Below are 23700 nucleotides of genomic sequence, written 5' to 3' on the forward strand. Positions count from 1 at the left end.
TGTGTATCGCTTTTGTCGAGAGCTCGTGAGAAGTGTATCTGGCATGGCGCCAGATACACTGGGATACAAAAATGTCTACGGCAGGGTGCCGACGTCCACCGTTGGTACTTGTCCGGTAGCCGGGCGGGTGAAGCTTTGGTTGATTGGCACATTGGGGCTGAAGAAGCCGCCATTACGCAAGTAGAAGCTTCCGTTATGCAAGCCACCTGCGTAATCCATGCGCTGGGCGTTGGCTGCGGTGGCGTCGCCAGTGAAGCGTGCCGTCACCAGTTCGGTCCAGCTACCGCCGGTACTGCGCGCCCACTGGTTGTTGAACTGTACGCTGCGGCCAAGGTAGCCCCTGGTGTCAATGAAGTTCTCCAGGAAGGAATACACGCCGGCGTGGTAGGTCGTGGTGGCCGGGCGCTTCCAGGTGGCGATGAAGCGCCAGGCGTTGGTTTCGGGTGCGTAGAACCAGGCGGAGAAATTGGTACCGCCCGCGCCGTCCGGCACGACGCGTGTGATGAAGCGGTAGGTCTGTCCGGCCATCCAGTTGTACAGCAGGTAGGACTGGCCGCCGGTGCCTTCTCCGCCAAACGAGTTGTCGACCACGTTCGGGCCCTTGCGTACCAGCGTGGTCTTGGCGCCGTTATCGGCATCCCAGATCGAGAACAGCACGCGGCGTTCGGTCGGCGAGTTGACCTGGATGCCGAAGTAGCCGCCATTGAATCCGTTGGCCATGAAATAGGAGCCGATCTTGTCTTCGCCTGCCGGCACCGTCACCTCATTGTAGAAATACTCGGTGTTGGCCGGCACCGTGTAGCCGAGGTGGACGGATGGCCCGCGGCGCGACCAGTAGTAATTGGCTGCGTCGTTCGCATAGTTCAGCGGCGTGCTGGTGTTGACGCGCAGTGCCGCAACGTCACCGAAGTAGGAGCCGGATTTGCTAATGCCTTGCAGGTCGACCCGCACGTAACCGGCTGCGGGCACGTTGATGGTACCGACGGTGTAGGTCTTGGTCCTGCCCTTGGTGAGGGTGATGTCGAACGGCGTGCCATTGGCGGTCACGCGGATGTTGCTGGTCTTGCTGCCGGTCAGGCCGGCGTCCAGCGACAAGGTGGCGTTGCCCGCGGCGGCCATGCGGAACCAGATGCTGGTGACGGTATTGGCGCTGGTCCAGTTGGCCAGGCCGTTGTTGTTGATGACTTCCGTCGAACCGGCATCGGCGCTGGTGACGAAGCCGTTGCCGGCCAGGGCGACTACGGCATCCCCGCTGGCAACAGGCTGGCCCGCCAGGGCCGCGGCGGCGGAAAACGCAAGGATTAACAGCGAAATTCTTCGTTTCATCTCCATATCCTTTCAATTTTATTGAAAAACGAAAGGTAAACTACGATGAATCGAAAGTAAGCGCAACTGAAATCGCAGCGTACAATGAGCGGCATGAGGCCAGACCTGCCACCCGACCAGCAATGGAAGCTGATGCTGGGGAGCTTTATCCATGAGTTCTCCCGGCTGGAAGCGCACGTATTCATCCTGTGCGCACGCTGCATCGGTACCGACGACACGCGCAAGCTCACATTCGGCAAGCGGCTTGACCGCATCAAGGCCAGCCTGAAGCAACAATCGCCGCAGTCCAGTGAAGCCATGCTGGCGCTGTTGCGCGAGGCGCGCGGCCTGGCGGAATTTCGCAATGCGCTGCTGCACAACACGTCTTTCCACGGCATGGGCGGCAGCGCGCCGCAAATCGAAGAAATGGAAGCACGGCTGCAGCAGCTTGAGGTGCTGCTGGACGCGCTGGCGCTGGCTTAGTTGCGCAGGGAGGCGATGGCTTGCTGCACGCGCGCACTGTCGACGCGCTTGGCCAGCTTGCGGCCTTGTTCGCGCATGCGCTCGAACGCTTCGTCGAGTTCCGCCGCGCTCGGCTGCAAGGGCGCCAGCGAACGGGCCAGCTTCGGCAGGAGGCCGCGTTGCAGGAAGCGTTCTCCCATCTGGCTCAATTGCCAGGCTACCGCGCCAAGGCTGAGGAAGAAGGCGATGATGAAACCGGTGTCCATGTTTTCCGGCGCCAGCTGTCGCAGCGCGGCAAGCACCAGGGCGCAAAACGCGAATGCGCCGCCGATGGTCCACCACACTTCGCGGTCGAGGCGCGTGGTCGCTTCGAACTCGTCGAGTGCGTCGGCCTGCAGGCGCAACGCCGCATCGAGCTGGCGCCGGCGCTCCGATTCATCAAGCAGCAAGGGCGCTTCGCGCAGGCGCGCAGCAGCGGCCAGTGCATCGGCGTGGCGGATCGACAAATGGGGATTGGTGGTTTGTTCCAGCTGCACCAGCGGCAGCTGTTCCGCGCTCAACTGGGTGTAGTGTCCGACTTCCATGGGCAGCGCCATGCCGCAATCGCAGCAGGTGCGCTGATATCCGGCCAGCTCGCCTTTGGAAATGGTGAGGTAGTACACGTGCCAGGCCATGCCGATGCGCTGCACGGAGAACGCACGGGCTGCCCGGCATACGGGGCAGAAGTCGGCGACGTAGCCGGCGTGGGTGTAGACCGCCTTCCTGCCCCAGACGAAAATCATGCGTGCTTGTGGTGAGTGGTTGCCTTCGCGGTCTTATGGTGCGCGGAGGTTTTCTTCTTCGCCAGGTGATGCTTGGTGGAGGTCGAGGCGGTCTTGTGGTGGGTGGCGGTGGCCTTGGCGTGGGTGGTGCTGGCAAAGGCAGGCACGGTCAGGGCGAGGGCCAGGCTGGCAACGATCAGGTGTTTCATGCGTATCTCCGAGGGCGGCAATGGCGTGCCGGTTCGCCCAGCCATTATAGGCCCCGCCTCCGCCGTTTTTCCATAGGCACAAACCGTAAGGGATGCCCTTTGTACCGTCAGCCGAAATGGCGGCGCATCAGGGCTCGCGCCTGCCGTGCGCTGTGCTCGACTGTCTCGAAGTTCAGGGCGCCGCCCGCGTAGTATATGCGGCACTGGCCCTGCAAGGCGTCGATGCGTTCGAAATAACCGGCTTCCAGGGCGGTGCCGTCGACATGAGGGAAGTAATCCCACTCCTGCTGCAGGACGACGCGCTCCAACCTACCCCCTTGGGCGGCAATATCGGCCGCCAGCAGCTCGCGCAACTGTCCGGTGCTGGCGGCGTCCCCGGCCAACTGCCAGCCCAGGTACATCGGCAGGGCAGGATTGCGGTTGGCCCAGGCATTCATGTGGCCGATGCGTTCGGGGTGTTCGTTCTGGTGCAGGAACAGGAATTCCCCACCCGGCAGGCTGCTGGCGGCAAAGGCGCTGACCAGGTAGCGGTTGCTGCGCAACTGCGCCAGCAGGGCGGCGGCTTCGCTGCCGGCCGGCAGGAAGCTGGCTGCCGTGTGCAGCGGCGCCGCCACCACCACTGCATCGAAGCTGTGCTGGTCGCGGCCATTGATGGTGAGCTGCACCGGACGGCCTGGTGGGCTGTCGAGTGCTGTCACGGCCGCGCCGAGGCGGACGTCGAGCTCTCGCGCCAGTCCTTCCCACAAGCCCTGGAAGCCCTGCGGGAAGACGTGGAACTTGCCCGGCGCCAGGCCGCCCTGGCCGTCGGGCCGGAACAGCCACGGGATCAGTTTCATGAAATACAGGGCCGGCACGGTTTCGTAATAGCCGTAGCCGAACCCCACCAGGGCGCCGCGCGCCAGTTCGGCCACCGGCGTGAAGCCGTGGCTGGCGGCGAAGCGGTCGAACGGCTGGTGCAGCGCGCGCGGCATGCCGGCCAGGGTATCGTAGCGAACCATGGCATAGCGTTCCAGCGCCGCGCCATAATTGGCGATGGCTTGCCCGATTTCGTCCGCGCTGTAGCGGCTGGCAAGGAAGGACGGGGCATCGTGCCGCACCCCATGCTCGTCGAGGAAGCGCTGCTCCACCGGGTAGGGCGCGATCGCAACGCCCAGGCGCTGCGCCAGTCCCAGCACCAGTTCGCACTCGGCGGAGGCGATGACGGCGCCCAGTTCTACCGGGCCGGCGGGCGTCTGCGCGGTGTACACCTTGCCGCCCACGCGCGTGCCCTGTTCGAACAGCGTGACTTTCTTGTAGCCCAGCTGGCGCAGGGTGTCCGCGGCGGTCAGCCCCGCCGGGCCGGCGCCGATGACGGCGATGTTTTGTATGGCTTCCATGGGTTCTCCCGGTCAGGCCCGCATCAGGCGATCGGCCTCGATCCACGCCGTGACCGAGCGCGGGAAGACCGGCGAGGCCGGATCCACGCCCAGTACCGCGCACATTTCATTGCTGCCCACCACGCCGTAGGGGCCGACAATGCCGCCCTTGGTGTGGCCGACCGCCATCACGTCCCCGTCGAGCACGAACTCGAAGCGGATATAGGTCCAGCGCTCGTCCCAGCACAGGGCGCAGAAGCGCAGGGTATAGCGCCGGAACGGCTTGAGCCCGCGCCGGAACGCGATCATCGAGCCGCCCAGCATCGGGCGCCAGCCGCGCTTGAGGGCCGGCCCCATGAAGCCGGCGCGCGTCATGTATTCGACCAGAGCCAGGTCGATGATGGTCATGTAGCGGCCATTGTTCATATGGCCGTTCAGGTCCAGGTCGTTGGGCAGCACGGTGAGCTGCATCTCGATCGTGTCGCCGATCTGGATCGCGGGCTTGAAGCAGGCCCGCAGCCAGACCAGCATGAGGCGGAAATACAGGTTCATTGCGCGGCTGCCGCGGCGGGTTGGCGCAGGCGGCTGGCGACGTAGCGCAGCGCCTGCTGGGTTTCCGGCTGCAGGAAGGCGTCGACGAAGTCGTCGACCGGCAGCGCATCGACGTCGGCAAACACGTCGCGCAGGTCGCGGCGGGCGATGGCGCGCGTGCTGACCAGGGCTTGCGGCGGCACCGACAGCAGTTCCTGCAGGCGCTCGCGCGTGCGCGCCACCACCTGCGAAGGCTCGGCCAGCTCGTCGACCAGGTTCACTTCCAGCGCCTGCTGCGGCGACAGCATGCGGCCGAACACCAGCAGCCTTTCGGCCTGCAGGGCTCCCACCACGCGGCGCACCGCAACCTGGAAGCAGTCCGGCAGCGCCACGCCGACCCGCACTTCGTTCAGGCCAACCTGCCAGGGGCCTTGCGCCATGACGCGGTAGTCGCAGAACACGGCCAGCAGGGCGCCGGCGGCCATGCAATGGCCGGTAATGGCGGCGAAAATCGGTTGGCGCGACAACGCCATCTCGGACGCCAGCAGGAACACTTGCTGCCAGTATTCGCGCACGGCTTCGTAGTCGCCGCCGACCAGGGCGGCCACGTCCACGCCGGAGGAAAACACGCCCGGCGCACCGGACAGGATGATGCCGCGCTGGCCTGTGCGCTCGGCTTCGGCCAGGGCATGGCGCAGGGTTTTCAGCACGCCCACGTCGATCAGGTTGACCGGCGGTCGGGCGATGCGCAATTCCGTGATGCCGGAATCGTGGGGAATGATATCGATCATGCTTGCTCCAGATTCTTTTTGAAACGGCGACAGCTGTCCCTGGCGCGCACTGCGCCATGCAAGCTGCCGCCTGGGGATGATGGGGCTTACTGCTTGATGATGTTGTGCTTCAGGCACCACTCGCGCACGTCGCGGAAGCGGGCTGCATTGAGGCGCTGGTTGTTCGGCGAGTTGCGCACCTCGCGGATCTTGTCGGTGTCGCCGGGTTTGATCGGGAAGTCGAAGGATGCATGCAGGGCGATTTCCGGCATGTAGGTGTATTCGTCCAGCAGGAAGCCGTAGCCCTTCTGGAAGAACTCGCACATCTCTGCCAGCTCCTCCTTGGGCGCCGCCTCGAAGTAGTTTTCGCAGATGGTCTTGGCGAAGGCGATGTGGCGCACTTCTTCCAGGTGGTGTTCCTTGAACATCTGGCGCGTCAGCGGGTCGATGCCGTCGGTCTGGGTCTGGAAGATCGAGTTCAGCTCCGCGAACCATTCGATCAGCAGGTTCCAGCAGATGCCGTACACCGGATGCTTGCCGGCCAGCTGGCGCTCGAACAGGGAGTAGTTGGGGATGTTTTCCGGATGGCTCCACAGGCGCAGGTTGGCCTTGTCCAGGTAGCGGCGGAACATCAGCGTGTGCACGATCTCTTCGCGCGAGAACACCATCAGGTATTCGCGCACGTCGTCGCTCAGGACGCCGTGGTACTGGTTGACGTAGCCGACGTACAGTTCGGGCAGGGTCTGTTCCAGCCAGATGAAATAGGACACGTCGCGGCCGGTCTCCAGCCACAGCACTTCATTGCGCTGTTCCTCGGTCAGCATATCCCAGTAGGGCGTGCCGTAGATCCAGCTCGACTCGGCCACCTTGGGCGGCTTGGAAAAGTCGATGCCTTTTTCCCAGTCGACCACCTGGTCGAGGAACAGCAGCTTGCGGTGCGAGGCGTTGATCAGCGTGCGCACGGTCTTGCTGCGCTTCTCGTCGAGCACGATAGGGTTGGTTTTAGGTTGGCTTACTGCGGCAATACTGGCTTCCATACTTAACTCCTGTTATTGAGATGTTCGGGGGCAGTACAGGGAATGCAGCAAAAACTTACGCCGCGACCTTTTCGTCGCGCAGCTCGCGGCGCAGGATCTTGCCCACATTGGTCTTGGGCAGGGCGTCGCGGAACTCGATGTATTTCGGTTTTTTGTAAGCGGTCAACTGCTGTTTGCAGTAGTCCATCAGCTGTTCGCTGGTGAGCGATTGGTGTTTGCGCACCACGAACAGCTTGACGGCTTCGCCCGAACCGGCGTCGGGTACGCCGATGCAGGCGCATTCGAGCACCAGCGGGTGGGCGGCCACCACGCCTTCCACTTCATTGGGGTAAACGTTGAAGCCGGAGACCAGGATCATGTCCTTCTTGCGGTCCACAATGCGGACATAGCCCTGTTCATCCATGATGCCGATGTCGCCCGACTTGAAGTATCCGGACGCCGTCATGACCTTGGCCGTTTCGTCCGGACGCTTCCAGTAGCCGGCCATCACCTGCGGGCCGCGGATGGCGATTTCGCCGGCCTGGCCGAAGGGCAGGGGATTGCCGTCGTCGTCGACGATCGCCACTTCGGTCGACGGCACCGGCAGGCCGATGGTGCCGCTGAAGCCGTTCTGGTCGGGACGGCACAGCGTGGCCGTCGGCGAGGTCTCCGACAGGCCGTAGCCTTCCAGGATCGGGCTGCCGGTCGCGGCCAGCCAGCGTTCGCTGACCACCTGCTGCACCGCCATGCCGCCGCCCAGGGTGATGCGCAGGCCGGAAAAGTCGACCTTTGCGAGCTCGGGCTGGTTCAGCAAGGCGTTGAACAGGGTGTTCACCCCGGGGAAGAAATTGACGCGGTACTTGGCCAGTTCCTTGACGAAGCCCGCCATGTCGCGCGGATTGGGCACCAGCAGGTTCATCGCGCCCCAGCGCGCGCCCATCAGCATGCAGGCGTTCAGCGCCAGGATGTGGTACAGCGGCAGCGCACATACCGTCACCACCTGTTCGCCCTTGGCTTGATTGAGCAGGGCCGGCCCGGCCCACGCATCGTTCTGCAGCATGTTGGCGATCACGTTGCGGTGGGTCAGGGTGGCGCCCTTGGACAGGCCCGTGGTGCCGCCCGTGTATTGGAGGAAGGCGATGTCGTCGTGGCCCAGCTGCATCGGGCGCAGGGCTTCGCGTGCGCCCTGGCGCAAGGCCGCGCGGAATGGCACGGCGCCCGGCAGATCAAAGAGCGGCACCAACTTCTTCAACGTGCGCACCACGAAGTTGACCAGCATGCCCTTGGCAAAGCCCAGCATGTCGCCCATGCTGGCCACCACCACGTGCTTGACGCTGGTGCGCGGCAGCACCTTTTCCAGCGTGGTGGCGAAGTTTTCGAGGATGAAGATGGCTTCGGCGCCGGAATCGGTCAGCTGGTGCTCCAGCTCACGCGCCGTGTACAGCGGATTGACGTTCACCACGGTGCAGCCGGCGCGCAGGACGGCCGCCACTGCGACCGGATATTGCAGCACATTGGGCATCATCACTGCGACGCGGGCGCCCTTGGCCAGTCCGCGCTGCTGCAGCCATGCGGCCAGGTTGCGCGAGTGCTCGTCCCACTCGCGGTAGCTCATGACGCTGTCCATGCAGGCGTAGGCCTTGCGCGCGGCGAACTTGCCGAAGGACTCCTCCAGCAGGTGCGGCAGGGAGCGGTACAGGTCGGGATCGATGGAGGCCGGAATGCCATCGGGGTAGGACTTGAGCCAGACTTTATCGGTATTCATTGTTTGCTTGTCTCCTCTCTCATGCGCATCAAAGCGTGCGTCTTGTCATCGGCGCCGGGGCCGGCCACCGTATCGATCTGCGCCGGCGCCAGGTCGCGCCCGTCGGCGGCGCGGATGCCCACGCCGGCCACGGGCAGCCCGGTTTCGCGCTCCACCAGCGTCATGCGCGGCCCGTCCGGATGCGGCGCCCATTGCTCGCCCCACACGGTCATCGCGGCCAGGATGGGATAGAGCGAGTGGCCCTTGGGCGTCAGGCGGTAATGGACGATGCGGGCGTCCTCGTCGCTGGGCTGGCGCAGCAGGATGCCGTTCTCCACCAGCTTGCCCAGGCGGCGGGCCAGGATATTGGTGCTGATGCCGAGGTGGCGCTGGAAATCCTGGAAGCGGCTCATGCCGCAGAAGGCGTTGCGCAAAATGACAAAGGTCCACCATTCGCCGACCTGCTCCAGGGTCTGGGCGATGGGGCAGTTCATCTCGGCGAACGAACCTTTGCTCATTGGCTTCCATTTTGGTAGTAAATATATAACATTTACTCTATTGAAACCGCTTGCGTAACACAAGCGAATTTTCTAGAACGGTCGCTCTATTTTTCTGCGGTGCAACATGTCGCACCGTTGTCATTTCCGCCATTTATAGTTAATCTGTTTGCAAAATTACCAATCGTCAACGGAGGCGTGACATGCAAAAACTGGGTGCGGAATTCTTCGGTACGTTCTGGCTAGTCCTGGGCGGTTGCGGCAGTGCGGTGCTGGCGGCGGCATTTCCCGGGGTGGGGATCGGCTTGCACGGGGTGTCGCTGGCCTTCGGCCTGACGGTGCTGACCATGGCCTTTGCCATCGGCCACATTTCGGGCTGTCATTTGAACCCGGCGGTATCGGTCGGCCTGTGGCTGGGCGGCCGCTTCCCGGCCAAGGATTTGCCGGGCTATATCGTGGCGCAGGTGCTGGGCGGCATTGCTGCGGGCGGCGTGCTGTACCTGATCGCCAGCGGCAAGGCAGGTTTTGACGTGGCCGCCGGCTTCGCCTCCAACGGCTATGGCGAGCATTCGCCGGGCGGCTACAGCCTGGTGGCGGCCCTGGTCACGGAAGTGGTGATGACGGCCTTCTTCCTGGTGGTCATCCTGGGGGCAACCGACAAGCGCGCACCGGCTGGCTTTGCGCCGATCGCCATCGGCCTGTGCCTGACCCTGATCCACCTGATCTCGATCCCGGTCACCAACACCTCGGTCAACCCGGCGCGCAGCACCGGCGTCGCGCTGTATGTCGGCGGCTGGGCGGTGGCGCAACTGTGGCTGTTCTGGGTGGCGCCGATCATCGGCGCCGGCGTCGGCGCAGGCATCTACCGCTTCATTGGCGACGAACAGAAATAAGTGCGGCGGCGCCAACTGCTATCATTGGGACAATCCAGGGAGGGTATATGGCGCTACCGCATGCATCATCCGGGCAAGTGGTCCGGATTGGCCGCGAGGCCGGTGAAAGCTTGTCGCAGTTTTCTTCCATCGCACTGGCCAAGACGGAGCAGCTGGAATTGATCCGCATGACCGTGCCGGCCGGCCGTGCGGTACCGGAGCATGCGGTCAAGGGCCAGATCACGCTGCAATGCCTGGAAGGCGAGGTGGCGTTCGATGCGCATGGCCGCACCGCCATCCTGCGCGGCGGGGAAATGCTCTACCTGCAAGGTGGCGCGCCGCACGCCCTGCGCGCCAACACCGATGCGCTGCTGCTGTTGACTATTGTGCTGGAGGATTGAGCGGCAGGCGGAAGGTGAACCGGACGCCGTCGCCCGGCCTGCTGTCGAGGCGTACGCTGCCCTTCAGGATCGCTTGCACGGCGTTCAGCACGATCGTCAGGCCCTGCCCGCGCGCCCCCTCGCCGACCCGCGTCGTGTAGAACGGTTCGAACACGCGCGGCAACGCATCGGCGGCGATGCCGCAGCCATTATCCGTATACACCAGCTCCACGTCGCTGCCCTGGCGCGTAGCGGCAATGTGCACGCAGCGTCCCTCGCGGCCGGCAAAGGCATGGCGCGCCGAATTGTCCAGCAAGGCAACCAGGACCTGTTCGATATGGCCTGGGTAGCTGTCCATTTCCAGGCCGGCAGGAATATCCACCGTCAGGCTGATCGCTTCGCGTCGCAGCGAGGGCGCGGTGGCGCTGGCGACGTGGGCCACCGTTTCGTCGAGGTCGAAGCGGCGCCGCGGCTGCCCCTCCTGGTCCACTGCGATCTGCTTGATGCTGGCCAGCAGGTTGCCGGCACGCGTGCTATTGCGTTCGATCGTGTCGCAGGCTTGCCGCCCTTCGTCGAGCATGCGCCGCAAATTCGATTGCGACAGGGAGCGGGCTTCGGCCTGCTGCAAAATATCGTCCAGCCGCGCGGCCAGCGAGGACGAGCCCAGCACGATATTGCCGAGCGGCGTGTTCAGCTCATGTGCGATGCCGCCGACCAGGCGGCCGATGGTGGCCAGCTTGGCAGTGGCCACCATCTGTTCCAGCAGCGCGGCATCGCGCAGCGCCTGTTCGCGCCGTTCATAGACTTGGCGCAGGTCGCGTTCGACCAGGCCGCGGAATTGCTCCAGCAGTGCGCGCTGGGTATCGTCGTAGGGATTCCTCTTCCGGTCCAGCACGCAGATGGTGCCGAACACGTGGTCGTTAGGCCAGACCAGCGGCAGGCCGAGGTAGGAAACCATGCCGAGCTTGATGTCGGGATTGGCGCACCAGGCGGCGTCCTGCAAGGCATCCGGCACCAGGAGTTCGCCTCGCCGCGCCATCACGGTCTCGCAATACAGGCCGGTATTCAGCGGCGCCAGTTCATGTTCTTCGTAGGGATTGCCGGGCGAATGGCTGGACAGGAATACCTGGATGCTGGGCGGCTGCACGCGCATGATCAGGGCGGCCGGCACGTGCAGCAGGCGGGCCAGCAAGTCCAGGACTTGCTGCCACTTGTCCGCCATCGTCGTGTCGATCTCGAGCGTTTCGGCCAGGTTCGCGGAACTGATCATCGTCGCCTCCACTGAAGGGATGCGCCGATTATAGGATGGCGAGCGCGACGATGCTACTTAACTGGCGGCACCTGGTTTTCCGAGCGCGGGTCGCGCGCCAGCAAGCCTTGCACCAGGTCGGCCGGTTGCAAGCCGTCGAACAGCACGCTGGCGACGGCGTTTGTAATCGGCATCTCCACGCCGAGGCGGCGCGCCAGTTCGCGCACCGCTTTCGCGCAGGGCACGCCTTCGGCCACATGGCCCAGCTCCTTGACCACGGTTTCCAGTGACTTGCCCTGCGCCAGCCCCAGGCCGACGCGGCGGTTGCGTGACAGGTCGCCGGTGCAGGTCAGGATCAGGTCGCCCATGCCGGTCAAGCCCATGAAGGTTTCGACTTGCCCACCCAGGGCGGTGCCGAGGCGGGTAATCTCGGCCAGGCCGCGCGTGATCAGCGCGGCGCGGGCGTTCAGGCCCAGGCCCATGCCGTCGGCCACGCCGGTCGCGATGGCCAGGACGTTCTTCACGGCGCCGCCCACTTCCACGCCGACAATGTCGTCGCTCGAGTAGACGCGCATAGTGCCGCCGTGCACGGCGCCTACCACCAGCTCGCACAGGGCGGCATCGCTGGAGGCAATGGTCAGGGCGCAAGGCAGGCCCTTGGCCACTTCCTGCGCGAACGAAGGGCCGGACAGTGCGCCAGCCGGCACGCTATCGCCCAGTACTTCACGCACGATCTGGTGCGGCAGCATGCCGGTGTCGTATTCAAAGCCTTTGCACAGCCAGACGATGTTCGGAATCTGCCTGCCTTTCAGTGCTTGCAGCAAGGGGCGCAGGCCGGCAACCGGGCAGGCGGCAATCAGCAAGCCATCCTGGCCCGCATGGGCCACGGCGGCATCGAAATCGGAGCTCACCTGCAGCGCAGGCGGGAAGGGGAAGCCTTTCAGGTAATGGCTATTGTCGCGGGCGGCGGCCATCTCGGCCATCGCGGCGGCATCGCGGCCCCACAGCACCACTTCGTGGCGCGCGGCAACAGCGATGGCGACGGCGGTGCCCCAGGCGCCGGCGCCCAGCACGCTGATCTTGCGTTTGCCTTCTTGCAGCATCTTGCTCAATTACCCCAAATATCGTTGCTGCGCACATAGCCGACCAGGCCGTCGCGGTGCTTCACCTTGGTCCAGCCGTTGGCGGCCGGTTCAGCCAGTTCCAGCAGCACGCCCTTGTCGGCGATGAACACCACAGGCGAGGTATCGTCGGCCGCGCCGCGTACCCTGGTGTTGGCTGCGCGGACGATCACGTTGCGCTGCTTGATGCTCAAGCCCTTGGCTTCGGTCCAGGCCAGGTCGCCGGCCATATCGCGCACCTTGACCCACTCGCCATAGGTCAGCACGACTTCCAGCGGGGCGCCGGAGGGGACGATGTACTGCTTGGCCGCCCGGGTCGAGGGGGCGCCGTACAGCACGGCAGGATTGGCGCCGACCGACCGGTAGTCGATAGCCTGGGCGCTGGCGCAAGCCAGCAGCGATGCGGCGATGGCGACAATTCGGCGTAAATTCATCAATTAATACCTTAAAAATGCGCAAAGGCCCACTGGGGCCTTTGCATGCGGGGGAACCGTGGTTCCCCATGATAGCGCAGAAGTATTACTGTACGGTGGCAGAGCCTTCGACCGGGGTGGCGCCAGCTTCAGCAGCTTGCTGCTGGGCGATGGCTGCCAGGCGCTGCTGGTAGAACACTTCAAAGTTGATTTCCGCCAGGTGGATCGGAGGGAAGCCGGCGCGGGTGATCATGTCGGCGATGTTCGAACGCAGGTACGGGTACACGATGTTCGGGCAGCCGATGCCCAGCAGTGGGTCCAGCTGTTCAGCTGGAATGTTGCGGGCTTCGAAGATACCGGCCTGTTTGCCTTCAACCAGGAAAGCGACTTTGTCCTTGATCTTGGCAGTCACGGTCACGGTCACGGTGGACTCGAAGATGCCGTCAGACAGCGGCTCAGCGCCAACGTCCAGCGCCACTTCGATCGAAGGGGCTTCCTGTTCCAGGAAGATAGCTGGGGAATTAGGCTGTTCCAGCGACATGTCTTTCAGGTAGACGCGTTGGATTTGGAATACAGGTTGCAGGTTTTCTTCAGACATGGAACGCTTTCGTATCAGTTATATAGTTAATGCTTGTCCAGGCCACGGGGGTAAGCCAAAGTCAAACGCGACGGCAATTGTAGCAAAACTAGTTTATTTTCCAACGTTTCGCCCGCTTGTCCGTTGTATTTGGGGCCGTTTAACCTTTTAACAAGGGGTCGAGGCCGCCAGCCTGGTCCAAAGCGTACAAATCGTCAAAACCGCCAACGTGGGTATCGCCGATATAGATCTGCGGCACCGTGCGGCGGCCCGTCTTTTCCATCATCAGCTGGCGCTGGGCCGGGTCGAGGTCGACGCGGATCTTGTTGATGGCGGTGACACCCTTGCTTTCCAGCAAACGTTCGGCGCGCACGCAATACGGGCACACCAGGGTGCTGTACATGGTAACGTTGGCAGTCATGGCAACTCCTTTACTTTGTCAGCGGCAGGTTTTGCGACTTCCAGGCATCAATCCCGCCTTCCATCACGACAACGTCGGAGAAACCGGACTTTTCCAGCATGCGGGCGGCGCTGAAGGCGCTGATCCCTTTATCGCATACCACCACCAGGGTCTTGTCCTTGAACTTCTTCAGTTCGTCCATGCGGTTGCCCAGTTCGGCCAGCGGGATGTGTTTGGAATCGATGATACGGCTTTCGGCCTTGTCCTTGGCGCGCACATCGAGAATGCCGGCTTTGCCGCGGTTGATCAGCAGGGTGACTTCGGCCGGCGAGGCTTTTTTACCGCGCTGGGTCAGGACCGGGAACAGCAGGGCGCCGCCGGACAAGAGGACGATGGCGATCAGAAAAATATTGTCGATGATGAATTTCACGGTAATCCAATGGTTGAACTTAATCCGAGCATTATAAAATAGATGCTTGTTCGTGGCTTCGGCGGCGATTTTCACCCATTTCCAATTCTATTGTTATAGCTATATGTACAAAATCGTATTCATGCGTCACGGCGAGTCCACCTGGAACCTGGAAAATCGCTTCACCGGCTGGACCGATGTGGACCTGACCGAAAAAGGCGTCAACGAAGCCAAATCTGCCGGCAAAATCCTCAAAGATGCCGGCTTCTCCTTCGACCTGTGCTATACCTCCGTACTCAAGCGCGCCATCCGCACCCTGTGGCTGACCCTGGACGAGATGGATGAAATGTACGTGCCGATCAAGCATGACTGGCGCCTGAACGAGCGTCATTACGGCGCCCTGCAAGGCCTGGACAAGGGCGAAACCGCCGCCAAGTTCGGCGACGCGCAGGTGCTGGTATGGCGCCGCAGCTACGACATCCCGCCGCCAGCGCTGGAAGCCGGCGACGACCGCACTTCCTTCAACGACCCGCGCTATGCCGGTTTGCCAAAGGATGCCATCCCGCTGACCGAGTGCCTGAAAGATACTGTGGCGCGCGTGATGCCGGCCTGGGACGATGAAATCGCCCCAGCCATCAAGGCCGGCAAGCAGATCCTGATTTCGGCCCACGGCAACAGCCTGCGCGCCCTGATCAAGATGCTCGATGGCATCAGCGACGAGGCCATCGTCGGCCTCAACATCCCGAACGGCCAGCCTCTGGTGTACGAACTGGATGCCGACCTGAAGCCGATCAAGCACTACTACCTGGGCGACCCCGCTGCCATCGCTGCCGCCCAGGCTGCCGTGGCCAACCAGGGCAAGGCCAAGTAATCCCCGTGGCGTTGCATCCGACTCGCCCGGGTCGCGTCTGGAACTTGCGTGGCGTTGCGCTGGCCTTGCTGCTGGCGCTGGGCGCCGTGCATGGCGCCGACGCCGCCAAGGCGCCCAAGCCGACCGAACGCAGCAAGCAAAAGGCTGCCGCCGAGACGGAGCGGGCGGCGCTGGCGCGCAAGCTGGCCAACCTGAAGGCGGAAATCGGCAAGACCGAAAGCGCCAAGGAAGACGCGGCCGACACGCTGGCCGAGTCGGAGGAAGCCATTTCCGACGCCAATCGCACCCTGCGCGACTTGGCGGCGGAGCAATCCCAGATCAATAGCAAGGTGGCCGAACTGGCCGCCGAGCAGCTGCGCCTGTCCGCCACGGTGGCGGCGCAGAAGCAGCAACTGGCCAAGCTGCTGCGCGAGCAGTACGTGGCCGGCAATGAAGACCGCATCAAGCTGCTGCTCTCGGGCGACAATCCCAACCGCATCAACCGCGAACTGCAACTGATGGCTTATGTGTCGCAGTCGCAGGCACGCCTGCTCGATTCGCTGCGCGCCAACCTGAAAAAGGTCGAAGAAAACCAGGCCGAGGCGCAAAACGCCAAGCAGGAACTGGACGAAATCGCCGAGGAAGAAAAGCAGCAGAAAGCGAAATTGGAACAGGAGAAGGGCCGTCGCGCCGCTGCCCTGGCCAGCCTGTCCAAGAAGCTGGTCGCCCAGCGCAAGGAAGCTGGCCGCATGGAACAGGACGCCCAGCGCCTGGATGCCCTGGTCGATAAACTGAACAAGCTGATCGAAGAACAGGCGCGCATCGCCGCCGCTGAAAAGGCACGCCAGGAAAAGCTGGCCGCCGAACGGGCCGCCAAGGCCAAGGCGGAAGCGGAAGCGCGTGCGCTGGCCCGCGCCAAGGCGCAGGCCGAGCGCGAACGCCTGGCGCAGGAAGCGAAAAAGGCCGGCAAGCCGGTGCCGAAACCGCCGCCGGTCGAGGACGAACCGAAGGTCGCCGCCAAGCCGGAGCCTTCCGAGCAGCGCGACGAGAAGTCGCCGCGTCCATCCGAGGTGGCACTGGCGCCAGTGGTGCCGGACGGCGTGTTCGCCAGGTTGAAGGGCGAGCTGCCGGCGCCGGTGGCCGGCAAGGTGGACAAGCGCTTCGGCAGCAAGAACGCCGACGGCGTGGCCTGGAAAGGCATGGTGGTGAAGGCCGCCGCCGGCGCCGAAGTGCGCGCCGTGGCGGCGGGCCGCGTGGTGTACGCAACCTCGCTGCGCGGCTACGGCAATTTCATTATCATCGACCACGGCGGTCAATACTGGAGCGGCTACGGCTACAACGAGTCTGTGCTGAAACGCGCCGGCGACGTGGTGAAAGCAGGCGAGGTGATCGCCACCGTTGGAAATACCGGCGGTTACGAAGAATCGGGTTTATACTTTGAAATGCGCCACCAGGGCAAGCCGATAGATCCGGCCGGGTGGGTCAAGTTCTAGCGGCGGAAAGCAATCAATGGGCAACAAAACGAAGAGTCTGGGCCTGGTCGGCCTTGGTATGGTGGCTGGCATCGCCGTCTCGATGCAGTTTTCCGCCCTTGCGCAAAAGGCTTCCACGCCCTTGCCGCTGGAAGAACTGCGCACCCTGTCCGAAGTTTTCAGCCTGATCAAATCCGACTACGTCGAACAGGTCGACGACAAGAAGCTGCTGCAGGACGCCATCGCCGGCATGGTTTCCTCGCTCGATCCGCATTCCACCTATCTCGATAAGGCCGCATTCAAGGAAATGCGCGAATCCATCCACGGCAAGTTTGTCGGCATCGGCATCGAAGTCGGGGTGGAGGACGGCTACATCAAGGTGGTGGCGCCGATCGAGGATTCGCCGGCCTGGCGCGCCGGCATCAAGGCGGGCGACCTGATTACGCGCCTCGATAACGAACCGCTGAAAGGCCTGCCGCTGGACGACGCCATCAAGAAGATGCGCGGCGAACCGCGCACCAAGGTGGTGCTGACGGTGGCGCGCAAGGATGAAGACAAGCCGCTGCTGATCCCCATCGTACGCGAGGAGATCCGCGTGCAGAGCGTCAAGGTGAAGATGGTGGAGCCGGACTATGCCTGGCTGCGCATCTCGCAATTCCAGGAGCCGACGGTGGAAGACATGGCGAAGAAACTCGGCGCCCTGTATGCCAGGAATCCGAACATCAAGGGCCTGGTGCTGGACCTGCGCAACGACCCGGGCGGCGTGGTGCAGGGCGCGGTCGGCGTGTCGGCCGCCTTCCTGCCGAAGGATGCGCTGGTGGTGTCCACCGACGGCCAGTTGGCCGATTCCAAGCAGGCTTTCCACGCCACTTCCGAGAATTATGCCACCCGCAGCGGCGGCGATCCGCTGGCCAAGCTGCCAGCCGCGCTGAAGACGGTGCCGATGGTGGTGCTGGTCAACGGCGGCTCCGCCTCCGCTTCCGAAATCGTCGCCGGCGCCCTGCAGGATTACAAGCGCGCCATCGTGATGGGCAGCCAGACCTTCGGCAAAGGCTCGGTGCAGACGCTGCGCCAGATCACCGCCGATTCGGCCGTCAAGCTGACTACGGCGCGCTACTTCACGCCGAACGGCCGCGGCATCCAGGCCAAGGGCATCGTGCCGGACGTGCTGGTCGATGAAACGGCGGAAGGCGACGCCATCAACAGCCTGCGCCTGCGCGAAGCCGACCTGCAGAAGCACTTGGCCAACGGCGACGGCGAAGAAGACAAGGAAGGCCGGATCCGCCGCGACGAACTGGAAGAAGAACAGCGCCTGCTGGCCGCTGCGAAAAAGCAGAAGCCTTTCGAGTTCGGCGGCAAGGACGACTTCCAGCTGGAACAGGCGCTGCGCCACTTCAAGGGCTTGCCGGTCAAGACATCCAGGCCTGAGCTGGCTGCCAAGTAAATGAACGACCAGCAGCTGCTGCGTTATTCGCGCCATATCCTCCTCGATGAAATCGGCATCGAGGGGCAGCAGGCGATGTTGCAGGGCAGGGCGCTGGTGATCGGCGCGGGCGGCCTCGGCTCGCCGGCTTCGCTCTACCTGGCCTCGGCCGGCATCGGCCAGCTGACCATCGTCGACCATGACAGCGTCGACCTGACCAACCTGCAGCGCCAGATCGCCCACACCACCGAGCGTGTCGGCCAGCCCAAGGCCGAATCGGCGCGCGCCACGCTGAATGCCATCAACCCCGAATGCCAGGTGAACGCCCTGGTCGAACGCGTCGACGACGCGCGCCTGGCGGCGCTGGTGGCGCAGCACGACGTGGTGCTCGATTGCACCGACAATTTCAAGACCCGCCATGCCGTCAACCGCGCCTGCGTGGCGCATCGCGTGCCGCTGGTGTCGGGCGCCGTGATCCGCTTCGATGGCCAGGTCAGCGTGTTCGATACGCGGGTGGCGGGGCCTTGCTACTCCTGCCTGTTCCCGCAAGACCAGCCGTTCGAGGACGTGGCCTGCTCCACCATGGGCGTGTTCGCGCCGCTGGTGGGCGTGGTCGGCGCCATGCAGGCTGCCGAAGCGCTCAAGCTGGTGATGGGCATTGGCGAGTCGCTCTCAGGCCGCCTGTTGCTGCTGGATGGATTGCGCATGGAGTGGAACAGCATTAGCATCACCCGCAACGAGGCCTGTCCTGTGTGCGGGACACAACATCAATAAACAGGAGATCCATCAATGAAGCGAGTTTCCGCCGTCCTGGCGCTGGCGATTGCAAGCGCGTTCAGCGCACAGGCAGCCGTCACGCAAACCACGCGCTACGTCATCATTTCCGAGAACAACGGCAAGCAGATGGGCGAGCAGGTGGTGGAAAACCACGACGACGGCCTGACCAAGGTTCGCTACATTTACAAGGACAACGGCCGCGGCCCCGAACTGACGGAGGAATTCCGCCTGGCGCCGGACGGCACCATGTCGCAATACCACGTCAAGGGCAATTCGACCTTTGGCGCCGTGGTGGACGAGGTCTTCGAACGAAACGGCGACAAGGCGCAGTGGAAGTCCACCACCGAACAGGGCGCGAAGGATGTGCGCGGCCCGGCCGTCTATGTAGCGCTGAACGGCAGCTTCGAAGTCGATTCGCGTGCAATCGCCGCGCTGGCCAGGACGCCGGATGGCACCATCCCGCTGCTGCCATCGGGCACCCTGAAGCAGGTCGTGCTCGATGAAGTGCAGGTTGCCGGTCCCAAGGGCCAGTCGCAGCAGGTGCAGCTGGTGGCACAGACCGGCCTTGGCCTGAGCCCCAAATTCCTGTGGATCACCAAGGGCGCCAATCCTTCCCTGTTCGCCGTCATCGAGCCTGGCACCTATGTGTTCGCCATCGAAGGCTGGCAGGACAACGGCAAGGTCCTGGCCGAGCGCCAGAAAAGCGCCGAAGCAAACATGCTGAAAGACCTGGCGGCCAAGCTGCAGCACCCGCTGCAAGGCCTGACCGTGGTGAAGAACGCCCGCATCTTCGACAGCAACAAGGCCACCGTCGGCGCGCCGTCCGACGTGTACGTGCTGCGCGGACGCATCGCCGCCATCATGCCGGCCGGCTCGCCGGTGCGCGGCGCCGTCAATGAGATCGATGCCGCCGGCCGCATCATGCTGCCAGGCCTGTTCGACATGCACGGCCACATCGGCCGCTGGGAAGGCGCGCTGCACGTGGCCGCCGGCGTAACCACGCTGCGCGACATGGGCAACGACAACGCCCAGCTGCAGATGATGATCGACGAGACTTCCGACGGCAAGCTGCTGGCGCCGCAGATCGTGCCGGCCGGCTTCCTGGAAGGTGAAAGCCCGTATTCGTCCAATGGCGGCTTCGTGGTGAAAACGCTGGAGCAGTCCAAGCGCGCCATCGACTGGTACGCCGAGCATGGCTATCCGCAGCTCAAGATCTACAACTCCTTCCCGAAAGAGATCCTGAAGGACACCGTGGCTTACGCCCACTCGCGCGGCATGCGCGTCTCCGGCCACGTGCCGGCCGGCCTGCGCGCCCAGCAGGCGCTGGACGCCGGCTACGACGAGCTGCAGCACATCAACCAGGTCATGCTGAACTTCCTGTTCAAGCCGGGCGTGGAAACGCGCAGCCTGGAACGCTTCTACCTGCCGGCTGAAAAAGTGGCCGGCCTGGACTTCAATTCGAAGGAGGTGAAGGACTTTGTCGCGACCCTGAAGAAAAAGCAGATCGTGATCGACCCGACCCTGGCGACCTTCGCTTTCCTGAAGCAGAAGGATGGCGACGTCAACGAGCCATGGGCGGCAGTGGAAGGCAATATGCCGCCCGACGTGGCGCGCGGCTTCCACGTCGGCACCATGAAGATCCCTGATGCCGCCACCCAGGCGCGCTACGAGAAGTCTTTCGCCAAGATGGTGCAATTCGTCGGCACCCTGCACAAGGCCGGCGTGCCGATCGTGGCTGGCACCGACGACCTGGCGGGCTTCACCCTGCATTCGGAACTGGCCCTATTGGTGAAAGCCGGCCTGACCCCGGCCGAAGCGATCCAGATCGCGACCCGCAACGGCGCCCGCTACACCCGCACCAGCGCCGACCGCGGCAGCATCGAAACCGGCAAGCTGGCCGACCTGGTGCTGGTCGACGGCGACCCGACCAGGAATATCGAGGACTTGCGCAAGGTATCCGCCGTCATCACGCGCGGCCAGGTGATCTATCCTAAGGAAGTGGACGAGGCGCTCGGCATCAAGCCTTTCGTCCGAGATTTGCCGGGGTTGCAGCCGTTGGAAGCTGTACCTGCCAATATAGCGGGTTCGAACGACGGCCTGTTGCGCCGCGCTGGCGCAATTGGCCGCAAGCACGATTGAATCACTTATACTGCCAGTTTAATTTCTAATGAATCTTATGCAAAAACCAAGCAAACGCCGCTCCGGCGGCTTCACGCTGATCGAAATCATGGTTGTCGTTGTGATCATGGGCGTGCTGGCGGCACTGGTGCTGCCTAAGGTGCTGGACCGCGTGGGCCAGTCCAAGACTGCCGCCGCCAAGGTCGAAATCTCCACCATCATGCAGGCGCTGAAGATGTACAAGCTGGATAACCAGCGCTACCCGACTACCGAGCAGGGCCTGCAGGCCCTGATGGCCAAGCCGACCGCCGGCCCTGCCGCCAATGGCTGGAAAGCGCCGTACCTGGAAAAAATGCCGAAGGACCCTTGGGGCAATCCGTACCAGTTCCTGTCCCCGGGCGTAAAAGGTGAAATCGATGTGTTCTCCTATGGCGCCGACGGCCAGCCAGGCGGCAGCGGCGACGATGCAGATATCGGTTCCTGGGAAATCTAAGCGTTCGGCAGCGCACTCGGCGGGGTTCACGCTGATCGAGCTGCTGGTGGTGCTGGTCATCATCGGCATCACGCTCGGCCTGACCGTGATGAATGTCGCGCCGTCCCAGGCGCAAGCCATGCAAAAGGAAGCGCAGCGCATCGCGCTCCTGATGCAGCTGGCGCGCGACGAAGCCATCGTGCGCAACCGGCCGATCGCCTTCGAAGCGGGGCAGGACAGTTACCGCTTCCTGGTGCGTAACGACAAGACCTGGGAAACGCTGCCGCAGGACGACCTGCTGCGCGAACGCCCATTCCAGTTCACCCCGATCACGCTGCTGCTGGACCCGCCGACCAATGTGCCCGGCACCATGCGCATCGTCTTTGGCCGCGAACCGGTAGACCGCCCATTCACGCTGACCATGGCCAGCGGCGATTTGCGCGCCATCATCCGTGCCGACGGCGTCGGCCATTTCACGGTGGACTGAAGAATGCGGCAAAAAGGCTTTACCCTGCTGGAAGTGCTGGTGGCGCTGCTGATCGTCTGCACCGCGCTGGGCGCCGCCTTGCGCGCCATGGGCAGCCTGACCCAGAACAGCGAAGGACTGCGCACCAACATGATGGCCATCTGGTCGGCGGAAAACCGCATGGTGCAGGTGCGCCTGGCCAAGGTATGGCCGGCGCCAGGGAAAACCACCTTCGAGTGTCCGCAAGCCGATTTCAATTTCATTTGTGAAGAAGTGGTGTTCACGCTGCCGAATCCGCGCATGCGCCGCATCGAAGTGAGCGTCTATGAAGCCAGCGCGCCGGAACGGCGCATCACGTCGTTGAACCAACTGGTGCTGCAGGAATGAAGAACGCGCGCGGCTTTACCCTGATCGAACTGCTGGTGGCGATCACCGTGCTGGCCATTGTCGCCGTGCTGGGATGGCGCGGGCTCGATGGCATTGTGCGCTCGCGCGAACAGCTCACGCAGAACATGGAGCAGACACGCGGCACCCAACTCACCTTCGCCCAGATGCAAAGCGACCTGGAACAGATTGCCGACAAGCCCCTGCTGCGCGAGCGCCAGAATCTGCTGGCCGAGAGCAACCGCCTGGTCTTCGTGCGCACCGTGATGGTCGAGAATGCCGCTTCGCAGCTGCAGGTGGTCAGCTACACCATCCGCGAGGGCTTGCTGTCGCGCACCGAGTCGCGCGGCGCGCGCGACCTGATCGAGCTGGACGCCCTGTGGAAGGCCGCGCTGGAACAATCGGGGCCGCAGTCGCCGGTCGGCCTGCAAAGCGGCGTCGCCAGCATGGAATTCCGGGTATGGGAGGGCGGCGGCTGGCGCCAGCCGAACAATTCCACGGCTTCGCCTGCCGATGGCGTGAAATGCGCCGATCCCGACCCGAACAAGTGCAAGGACATCAACCCGAGGGCCGGGCCAAAGGCCGAAGGCCCGACGGGGCTTGAAATCTCGCTGCAGATCCAGGGCCAGCCGGCGCCCCTGGTCAAGGTTTTCCAGCTGGGGTCCGTATGAAACGACGCTTCCAGTCCCGCCAGCGCGGCGTAGCTGTTGTTACGGCGCTACTGTTAACCACCCTGGCCGTGACGATCGTGGCCAGCCTGTTCTGGCAGCAGCAGGTGCAGGTGCGCTCGATCGAGAACCAGCGCCTGCATTCCCAGACGCGCTGGATCGTGCGTTCCGGCCTTGATCTGGCGAGGCTTATCCTGCGCCAGGACATGCTCGATAGCCGTACCATGACGCGCGCCGACGGCCTGTGGGCCACGCCGCTGGCGGAAACCCGGCTCGACGACTTCGTCAAGCGAGAAAAGATCGAGGGCGAAACTTTCGACGCGACCATTTCCGGACAGAATTACGACGCACAATCGCGCTACAATCTTGCGAATCTGGCCAGCACGACTGGCGCCGGCGGCATCAACAAGAAACAGGTGGCGGTATTTGCGCGGCTGCTGCAAGTCCTGCAGCTTGACCCTGCGCTGGCCAAGGTGGTGGCGACCCAGGTGGCGCGCAGCGAGGGCGCCGGCCTGCTGCAGCAGCCACCCGGCGGCACGCCGACGCCGGACGTCGAGGCTGTAGCGCCGGGCAGCGGGCAGCCGATGAAGATGCTGCGGGCCGAGGATTTGCTGTCGGTGTCGGGATTTGACCAGAAAGCCATCGACAGGCTGCGCGATTTTGTCGTCGTCCTGCCGGCGGCGACGCCGATCAACGTCAACACGGCGCCGGCGGAAGTGCTGGCGGCTCTGATCAACGGTTCGGTGTCGGAGGGGCAGAACCTGGTGGTGGCGCGCAAGCGCGCTCCCTTCCTCAACGTCAGCAACTTCAAGCAGAACGCCGGCAAGGCGCCGCTGCTGCAGGACAGCGACATGGACTGCCGCAGCGACTACTTCCTGGTGATGAGCCGGGTGAAGCTGGATCGGGCGGAGCTGGTGTCGTGGTCGTTGATCCATCGCGACCAGAACGGCACCCAGGTGGTGTGGATACGGGAAATTTAAGGAACAGGGAAGGCCAGCT

At 63.7% G+C, this 23700-nt stretch carries 28 protein-coding genes; 13 read left to right on the forward strand and 15 right to left on the reverse strand.

Annotated features, from left to right (window positions below; translation table 11 throughout):
- Window positions 1-75: 75 nt before the first annotated feature.
- Complete coding sequence (locus tag ACN9M3_RS03130) at window positions 76-1326, reverse strand: DUF3472 domain-containing protein (protein WP_426167470.1); 1251 nt, start codon at window positions 1324-1326, stop codon at window positions 76-78.
- 93 nt (window positions 1327-1419) lie between these two features.
- Here ACN9M3_RS03130 and ACN9M3_RS03135 point away from each other — a divergent pair, with 93 nt between their 5' ends.
- Entirely contained in the window at window positions 1420-1788 is a 369-nt protein-coding gene (locus tag ACN9M3_RS03135; protein ID WP_426167472.1) for a hypothetical protein, read from the forward strand.
- On the opposite strand, the gene ACN9M3_RS03140 is transcribed toward ACN9M3_RS03135, so the two are convergent.
- From ACN9M3_RS03140 to ACN9M3_RS03175, 8 genes are all read right to left on the reverse strand, one after another.
- Window positions 1785-2549 (reverse strand): hypothetical protein, encoded by a 765-nt coding sequence (locus ACN9M3_RS03140; protein WP_426320499.1) that lies wholly within the window; start codon window positions 2547-2549, stop codon window positions 1785-1787. The genes ACN9M3_RS03135 and ACN9M3_RS03140 overlap by 4 nt on opposite strands.
- The gene (locus ACN9M3_RS03145) at window positions 2546-2737 is read right to left on the reverse strand and encodes a hypothetical protein (RefSeq protein ID WP_426167476.1); all 192 of its coding nucleotides are present in this window, start codon (window positions 2735-2737) and stop codon (window positions 2546-2548) included. The genes ACN9M3_RS03140 and ACN9M3_RS03145 overlap by 4 nt, the downstream gene beginning before the upstream one ends.
- Before the next feature lie 107 nt (window positions 2738-2844).
- On the reverse strand, window positions 2845-4113 hold the full coding sequence (locus ACN9M3_RS03150; protein WP_426320501.1) for an FAD-dependent oxidoreductase: 1269 nt from the start codon (window positions 4111-4113) through the stop codon (window positions 2845-2847).
- A gap of 12 nt (window positions 4114-4125) precedes the next feature.
- Window positions 4126-4644 (reverse strand): thioesterase family protein, encoded by a 519-nt coding sequence (locus ACN9M3_RS03155; RefSeq protein WP_426167480.1) that lies wholly within the window; start codon window positions 4642-4644, stop codon window positions 4126-4128.
- Complete coding sequence (locus ACN9M3_RS03160) at window positions 4641-5414, reverse strand: enoyl-CoA hydratase/isomerase family protein (RefSeq protein ID WP_426167482.1); 774 nt, start codon at window positions 5412-5414, stop codon at window positions 4641-4643. The genes ACN9M3_RS03155 and ACN9M3_RS03160 overlap by 4 nt, the downstream gene beginning before the upstream one ends.
- Window positions 5415-5500: 86 nt before the next feature.
- On the reverse strand, window positions 5501-6430 hold the full coding sequence (locus ACN9M3_RS03165) for a diiron oxygenase (RefSeq protein ID WP_426320504.1): 930 nt from the start codon (window positions 6428-6430) through the stop codon (window positions 5501-5503).
- Between the two features lie 55 nt (window positions 6431-6485).
- Window positions 6486-8174: a long-chain-fatty-acid--CoA ligase gene (locus tag ACN9M3_RS03170; RefSeq protein WP_426320506.1), complete on the reverse strand. Its 1689-nt coding sequence runs from the start codon at window positions 8172-8174 to the stop codon at window positions 6486-6488.
- Window positions 8171-8671, reverse strand: a complete 501-nt coding sequence (locus tag ACN9M3_RS03175; protein WP_426167488.1) for a winged helix-turn-helix transcriptional regulator — start codon at window positions 8669-8671, stop codon at window positions 8171-8173. The genes ACN9M3_RS03170 and ACN9M3_RS03175 overlap by 4 nt, the downstream gene beginning before the upstream one ends.
- 182 nt (window positions 8672-8853) lie before the next feature.
- Here ACN9M3_RS03175 and aqpZ point away from each other — a divergent pair, with 182 nt between their 5' ends.
- Together aqpZ and ACN9M3_RS03185 are read left to right on the forward strand one after the other, a co-directional pair.
- Window positions 8854-9543 (forward strand): aquaporin Z, encoded by a 690-nt coding sequence (aqpZ, locus tag ACN9M3_RS03180; RefSeq protein WP_426167490.1) that lies wholly within the window; start codon window positions 8854-8856, stop codon window positions 9541-9543.
- A gap of 47 nt (window positions 9544-9590) precedes the next feature.
- Window positions 9591-9923 (forward strand): cupin domain-containing protein, encoded by a 333-nt coding sequence (locus ACN9M3_RS03185; protein ID WP_426167492.1) that lies wholly within the window; start codon window positions 9591-9593, stop codon window positions 9921-9923.
- Here the strand turns inward: ACN9M3_RS03185 and ACN9M3_RS03190 are convergent.
- The 6 genes from ACN9M3_RS03190 to ACN9M3_RS03215 all read right to left on the reverse strand — a co-directional run bounded on the left by ACN9M3_RS03190 (window position 9904) and on the right by ACN9M3_RS03215 (window position 14092).
- Window positions 9904-11172 (reverse strand): ATP-binding protein, encoded by a 1269-nt coding sequence (locus tag ACN9M3_RS03190; RefSeq protein WP_426320509.1) that lies wholly within the window; start codon window positions 11170-11172, stop codon window positions 9904-9906. The genes ACN9M3_RS03185 and ACN9M3_RS03190 overlap by 20 nt on opposite strands.
- Window positions 11173-11225: 53 nt before the next feature.
- Complete coding sequence (locus ACN9M3_RS03195) at window positions 11226-12254, reverse strand: NAD(P)H-dependent glycerol-3-phosphate dehydrogenase (RefSeq protein ID WP_426172105.1); 1029 nt, start codon at window positions 12252-12254, stop codon at window positions 11226-11228.
- Window positions 12255-12259: 5 nt separating this feature from the next.
- Window positions 12260-12706: an SH3 domain-containing protein gene (locus ACN9M3_RS03200; protein ID WP_426320511.1), complete on the reverse strand. Its 447-nt coding sequence runs from the start codon at window positions 12704-12706 to the stop codon at window positions 12260-12262.
- Between the two features lie 85 nt (window positions 12707-12791).
- Window positions 12792-13283, reverse strand: coding sequence for a protein-export chaperone SecB (gene secB, locus ACN9M3_RS03205; RefSeq protein WP_426167498.1), 492 nt, complete (start codon window positions 13281-13283; stop codon window positions 12792-12794).
- A 139-nt stretch (window positions 13284-13422) separates the two neighbouring features.
- Entirely contained in the window at window positions 13423-13683 is a 261-nt protein-coding gene (gene grxC, locus ACN9M3_RS03210; protein ID WP_057265991.1) for a glutaredoxin 3, read from the reverse strand.
- 10 nt (window positions 13684-13693) lie between these two features.
- The gene (locus tag ACN9M3_RS03215) at window positions 13694-14092 is read right to left on the reverse strand and encodes a rhodanese-like domain-containing protein (protein ID WP_426167501.1); all 399 of its coding nucleotides are present in this window, start codon (window positions 14090-14092) and stop codon (window positions 13694-13696) included.
- 103 nt (window positions 14093-14195) lie between these two features.
- On the opposite strand from ACN9M3_RS03215, the gene gpmA reads away from it, so the two are divergent.
- From gpmA to gspK, 10 genes are read left to right on the forward strand one after another with little or no spacing between them, the layout of a single operon-like run.
- Window positions 14196-14942 (forward strand): 2,3-diphosphoglycerate-dependent phosphoglycerate mutase, encoded by a 747-nt coding sequence (gene gpmA, locus ACN9M3_RS03220; RefSeq protein WP_426167503.1) that lies wholly within the window; start codon window positions 14196-14198, stop codon window positions 14940-14942.
- A gap of 11 nt (window positions 14943-14953) precedes the next feature.
- Window positions 14954-16414 (forward strand): murein hydrolase activator EnvC family protein, encoded by a 1461-nt coding sequence (locus ACN9M3_RS03225; RefSeq protein ID WP_426172106.1) that lies wholly within the window; start codon window positions 14954-14956, stop codon window positions 16412-16414.
- Window positions 16415-16430: 16 nt separating this feature from the next.
- Window positions 16431-17837, forward strand: a complete 1407-nt coding sequence (locus ACN9M3_RS03230; RefSeq protein ID WP_426320514.1) for a S41 family peptidase — start codon at window positions 16431-16433, stop codon at window positions 17835-17837.
- On the forward strand, window positions 17838-18590 hold the full coding sequence (locus ACN9M3_RS03235) for a HesA/MoeB/ThiF family protein (protein WP_426167507.1): 753 nt from the start codon (window positions 17838-17840) through the stop codon (window positions 18588-18590).
- A gap of 15 nt (window positions 18591-18605) precedes the next feature.
- Window positions 18606-20732: an amidohydrolase family protein gene (locus ACN9M3_RS03240; RefSeq protein WP_426167509.1), complete on the forward strand. Its 2127-nt coding sequence runs from the start codon at window positions 18606-18608 to the stop codon at window positions 20730-20732.
- 37 nt (window positions 20733-20769) lie between these two features.
- Entirely contained in the window at window positions 20770-21204 is a 435-nt protein-coding gene (gene gspG / locus ACN9M3_RS03245) for a type II secretion system major pseudopilin GspG (protein WP_426167511.1), read from the forward strand.
- Complete coding sequence (locus tag ACN9M3_RS03250) at window positions 21176-21670, forward strand: GspH/FimT family pseudopilin (protein ID WP_426172107.1); 495 nt, start codon at window positions 21176-21178, stop codon at window positions 21668-21670. The genes gspG and ACN9M3_RS03250 overlap by 29 nt, the downstream gene beginning before the upstream one ends.
- A 3-nt stretch (window positions 21671-21673) precedes the next feature.
- On the forward strand, window positions 21674-22036 hold the full coding sequence (gspI, locus tag ACN9M3_RS03255) for a type II secretion system minor pseudopilin GspI (RefSeq protein WP_426167513.1): 363 nt from the start codon (window positions 21674-21676) through the stop codon (window positions 22034-22036).
- On the forward strand, window positions 22033-22704 hold the full coding sequence (locus ACN9M3_RS03260) for a PulJ/GspJ family protein (RefSeq protein ID WP_426167515.1): 672 nt from the start codon (window positions 22033-22035) through the stop codon (window positions 22702-22704). The genes gspI and ACN9M3_RS03260 overlap by 4 nt, the downstream gene beginning before the upstream one ends.
- A complete protein-coding gene (gene gspK / locus ACN9M3_RS03265) occupies window positions 22701-23681 on the forward strand; it encodes a type II secretion system minor pseudopilin GspK (RefSeq protein ID WP_426167517.1) in 981 nt (326 codons plus the stop codon). Before ACN9M3_RS03260 ends, gspK begins: the two co-directional genes overlap by 4 nt.
- The last annotated feature ends 19 nt before the right edge of the window (window positions 23682-23700 follow it).

The organism is Pseudoduganella sp. R-43, assembly GCF_049913255.1.
Lineage (GTDB): Bacteria > Pseudomonadota > Gammaproteobacteria > Burkholderiales > Burkholderiaceae_D > Rugamonas.

Bases quoted from the DNA above. Each gene is read 5' to 3' on its own strand.
- ACN9M3_RS03130 (WP_426167470.1), bottom strand. From the start codon at position 1,326: ATGAAACGAAGAATTTCGCTGTTAATCCTTGCGTTTTCCGCCGCCGCG.
- ACN9M3_RS03135 (WP_426167472.1), top strand. From the start codon at position 1,420: ATGAGGCCAGACCTGCCACCCGACCAGCAATGGAAGCTGATGCTGGGG.
- ACN9M3_RS03140 (WP_426320499.1), bottom strand. From the start codon at position 2,549: ATGATTTTCGTCTGGGGCAGGAAGGCGGTCTACACCCACGCCGGCTAC.
- ACN9M3_RS03145 (WP_426167476.1), bottom strand. From the start codon at position 2,737: ATGAAACACCTGATCGTTGCCAGCCTGGCCCTCGCCCTGACCGTGCCT.
- ACN9M3_RS03150 (WP_426320501.1), bottom strand. From the start codon at position 4,113: ATGGAAGCCATACAAAACATCGCCGTCATCGGCGCCGGCCCGGCGGGG.
- ACN9M3_RS03155 (WP_426167480.1), bottom strand. From the start codon at position 4,644: ATGAACCTGTATTTCCGCCTCATGCTGGTCTGGCTGCGGGCCTGCTTC.
- ACN9M3_RS03160 (WP_426167482.1), bottom strand. From the start codon at position 5,414: ATGATCGATATCATTCCCCACGATTCCGGCATCACGGAATTGCGCATC.
- ACN9M3_RS03165 (WP_426320504.1), bottom strand. From the start codon at position 6,430: ATGGAAGCCAGTATTGCCGCAGTAAGCCAACCTAAAACCAACCCTATC.
- ACN9M3_RS03170 (WP_426320506.1), bottom strand. From the start codon at position 8,174: ATGAATACCGATAAAGTCTGGCTCAAGTCCTACCCCGATGGCATTCCG.
- ACN9M3_RS03175 (WP_426167488.1), bottom strand. From the start codon at position 8,671: ATGAGCAAAGGTTCGTTCGCCGAGATGAACTGCCCCATCGCCCAGACC.
- aqpZ (WP_426167490.1), top strand. From the start codon at position 8,854: ATGCAAAAACTGGGTGCGGAATTCTTCGGTACGTTCTGGCTAGTCCTG.
- ACN9M3_RS03185 (WP_426167492.1), top strand. From the start codon at position 9,591: ATGGCGCTACCGCATGCATCATCCGGGCAAGTGGTCCGGATTGGCCGC.
- ACN9M3_RS03190 (WP_426320509.1), bottom strand. From the start codon at position 11,172: ATGATCAGTTCCGCGAACCTGGCCGAAACGCTCGAGATCGACACGACG.
- ACN9M3_RS03195 (WP_426172105.1), bottom strand. From the start codon at position 12,254: ATGCTGCAAGAAGGCAAACGCAAGATCAGCGTGCTGGGCGCCGGCGCC.
- ACN9M3_RS03200 (WP_426320511.1), bottom strand. From the start codon at position 12,706: ATGAATTTACGCCGAATTGTCGCCATCGCCGCATCGCTGCTGGCTTGC.
- secB (WP_426167498.1), bottom strand. From the start codon at position 13,283: ATGTCTGAAGAAAACCTGCAACCTGTATTCCAAATCCAACGCGTCTAC.
- grxC (WP_057265991.1), bottom strand. From the start codon at position 13,683: ATGACTGCCAACGTTACCATGTACAGCACCCTGGTGTGCCCGTATTGC.
- gpmA (WP_426167503.1), top strand. From the start codon at position 14,196: ATGTACAAAATCGTATTCATGCGTCACGGCGAGTCCACCTGGAACCTG.
- ACN9M3_RS03230 (WP_426320514.1), top strand. From the start codon at position 16,431: ATGGGCAACAAAACGAAGAGTCTGGGCCTGGTCGGCCTTGGTATGGTG.
- ACN9M3_RS03235 (WP_426167507.1), top strand. From the start codon at position 17,838: ATGAACGACCAGCAGCTGCTGCGTTATTCGCGCCATATCCTCCTCGAT.
- ACN9M3_RS03240 (WP_426167509.1), top strand. From the start codon at position 18,606: ATGAAGCGAGTTTCCGCCGTCCTGGCGCTGGCGATTGCAAGCGCGTTC.
- gspG (WP_426167511.1), top strand. From the start codon at position 20,770: ATGCAAAAACCAAGCAAACGCCGCTCCGGCGGCTTCACGCTGATCGAA.
- ACN9M3_RS03250 (WP_426172107.1), top strand. From the start codon at position 21,176: ATGCAGATATCGGTTCCTGGGAAATCTAAGCGTTCGGCAGCGCACTCG.
- gspI (WP_426167513.1), top strand. From the start codon at position 21,674: ATGCGGCAAAAAGGCTTTACCCTGCTGGAAGTGCTGGTGGCGCTGCTG.
- ACN9M3_RS03260 (WP_426167515.1), top strand. From the start codon at position 22,033: ATGAAGAACGCGCGCGGCTTTACCCTGATCGAACTGCTGGTGGCGATC.
- gspK (WP_426167517.1), top strand. From the start codon at position 22,701: ATGAAACGACGCTTCCAGTCCCGCCAGCGCGGCGTAGCTGTTGTTACG.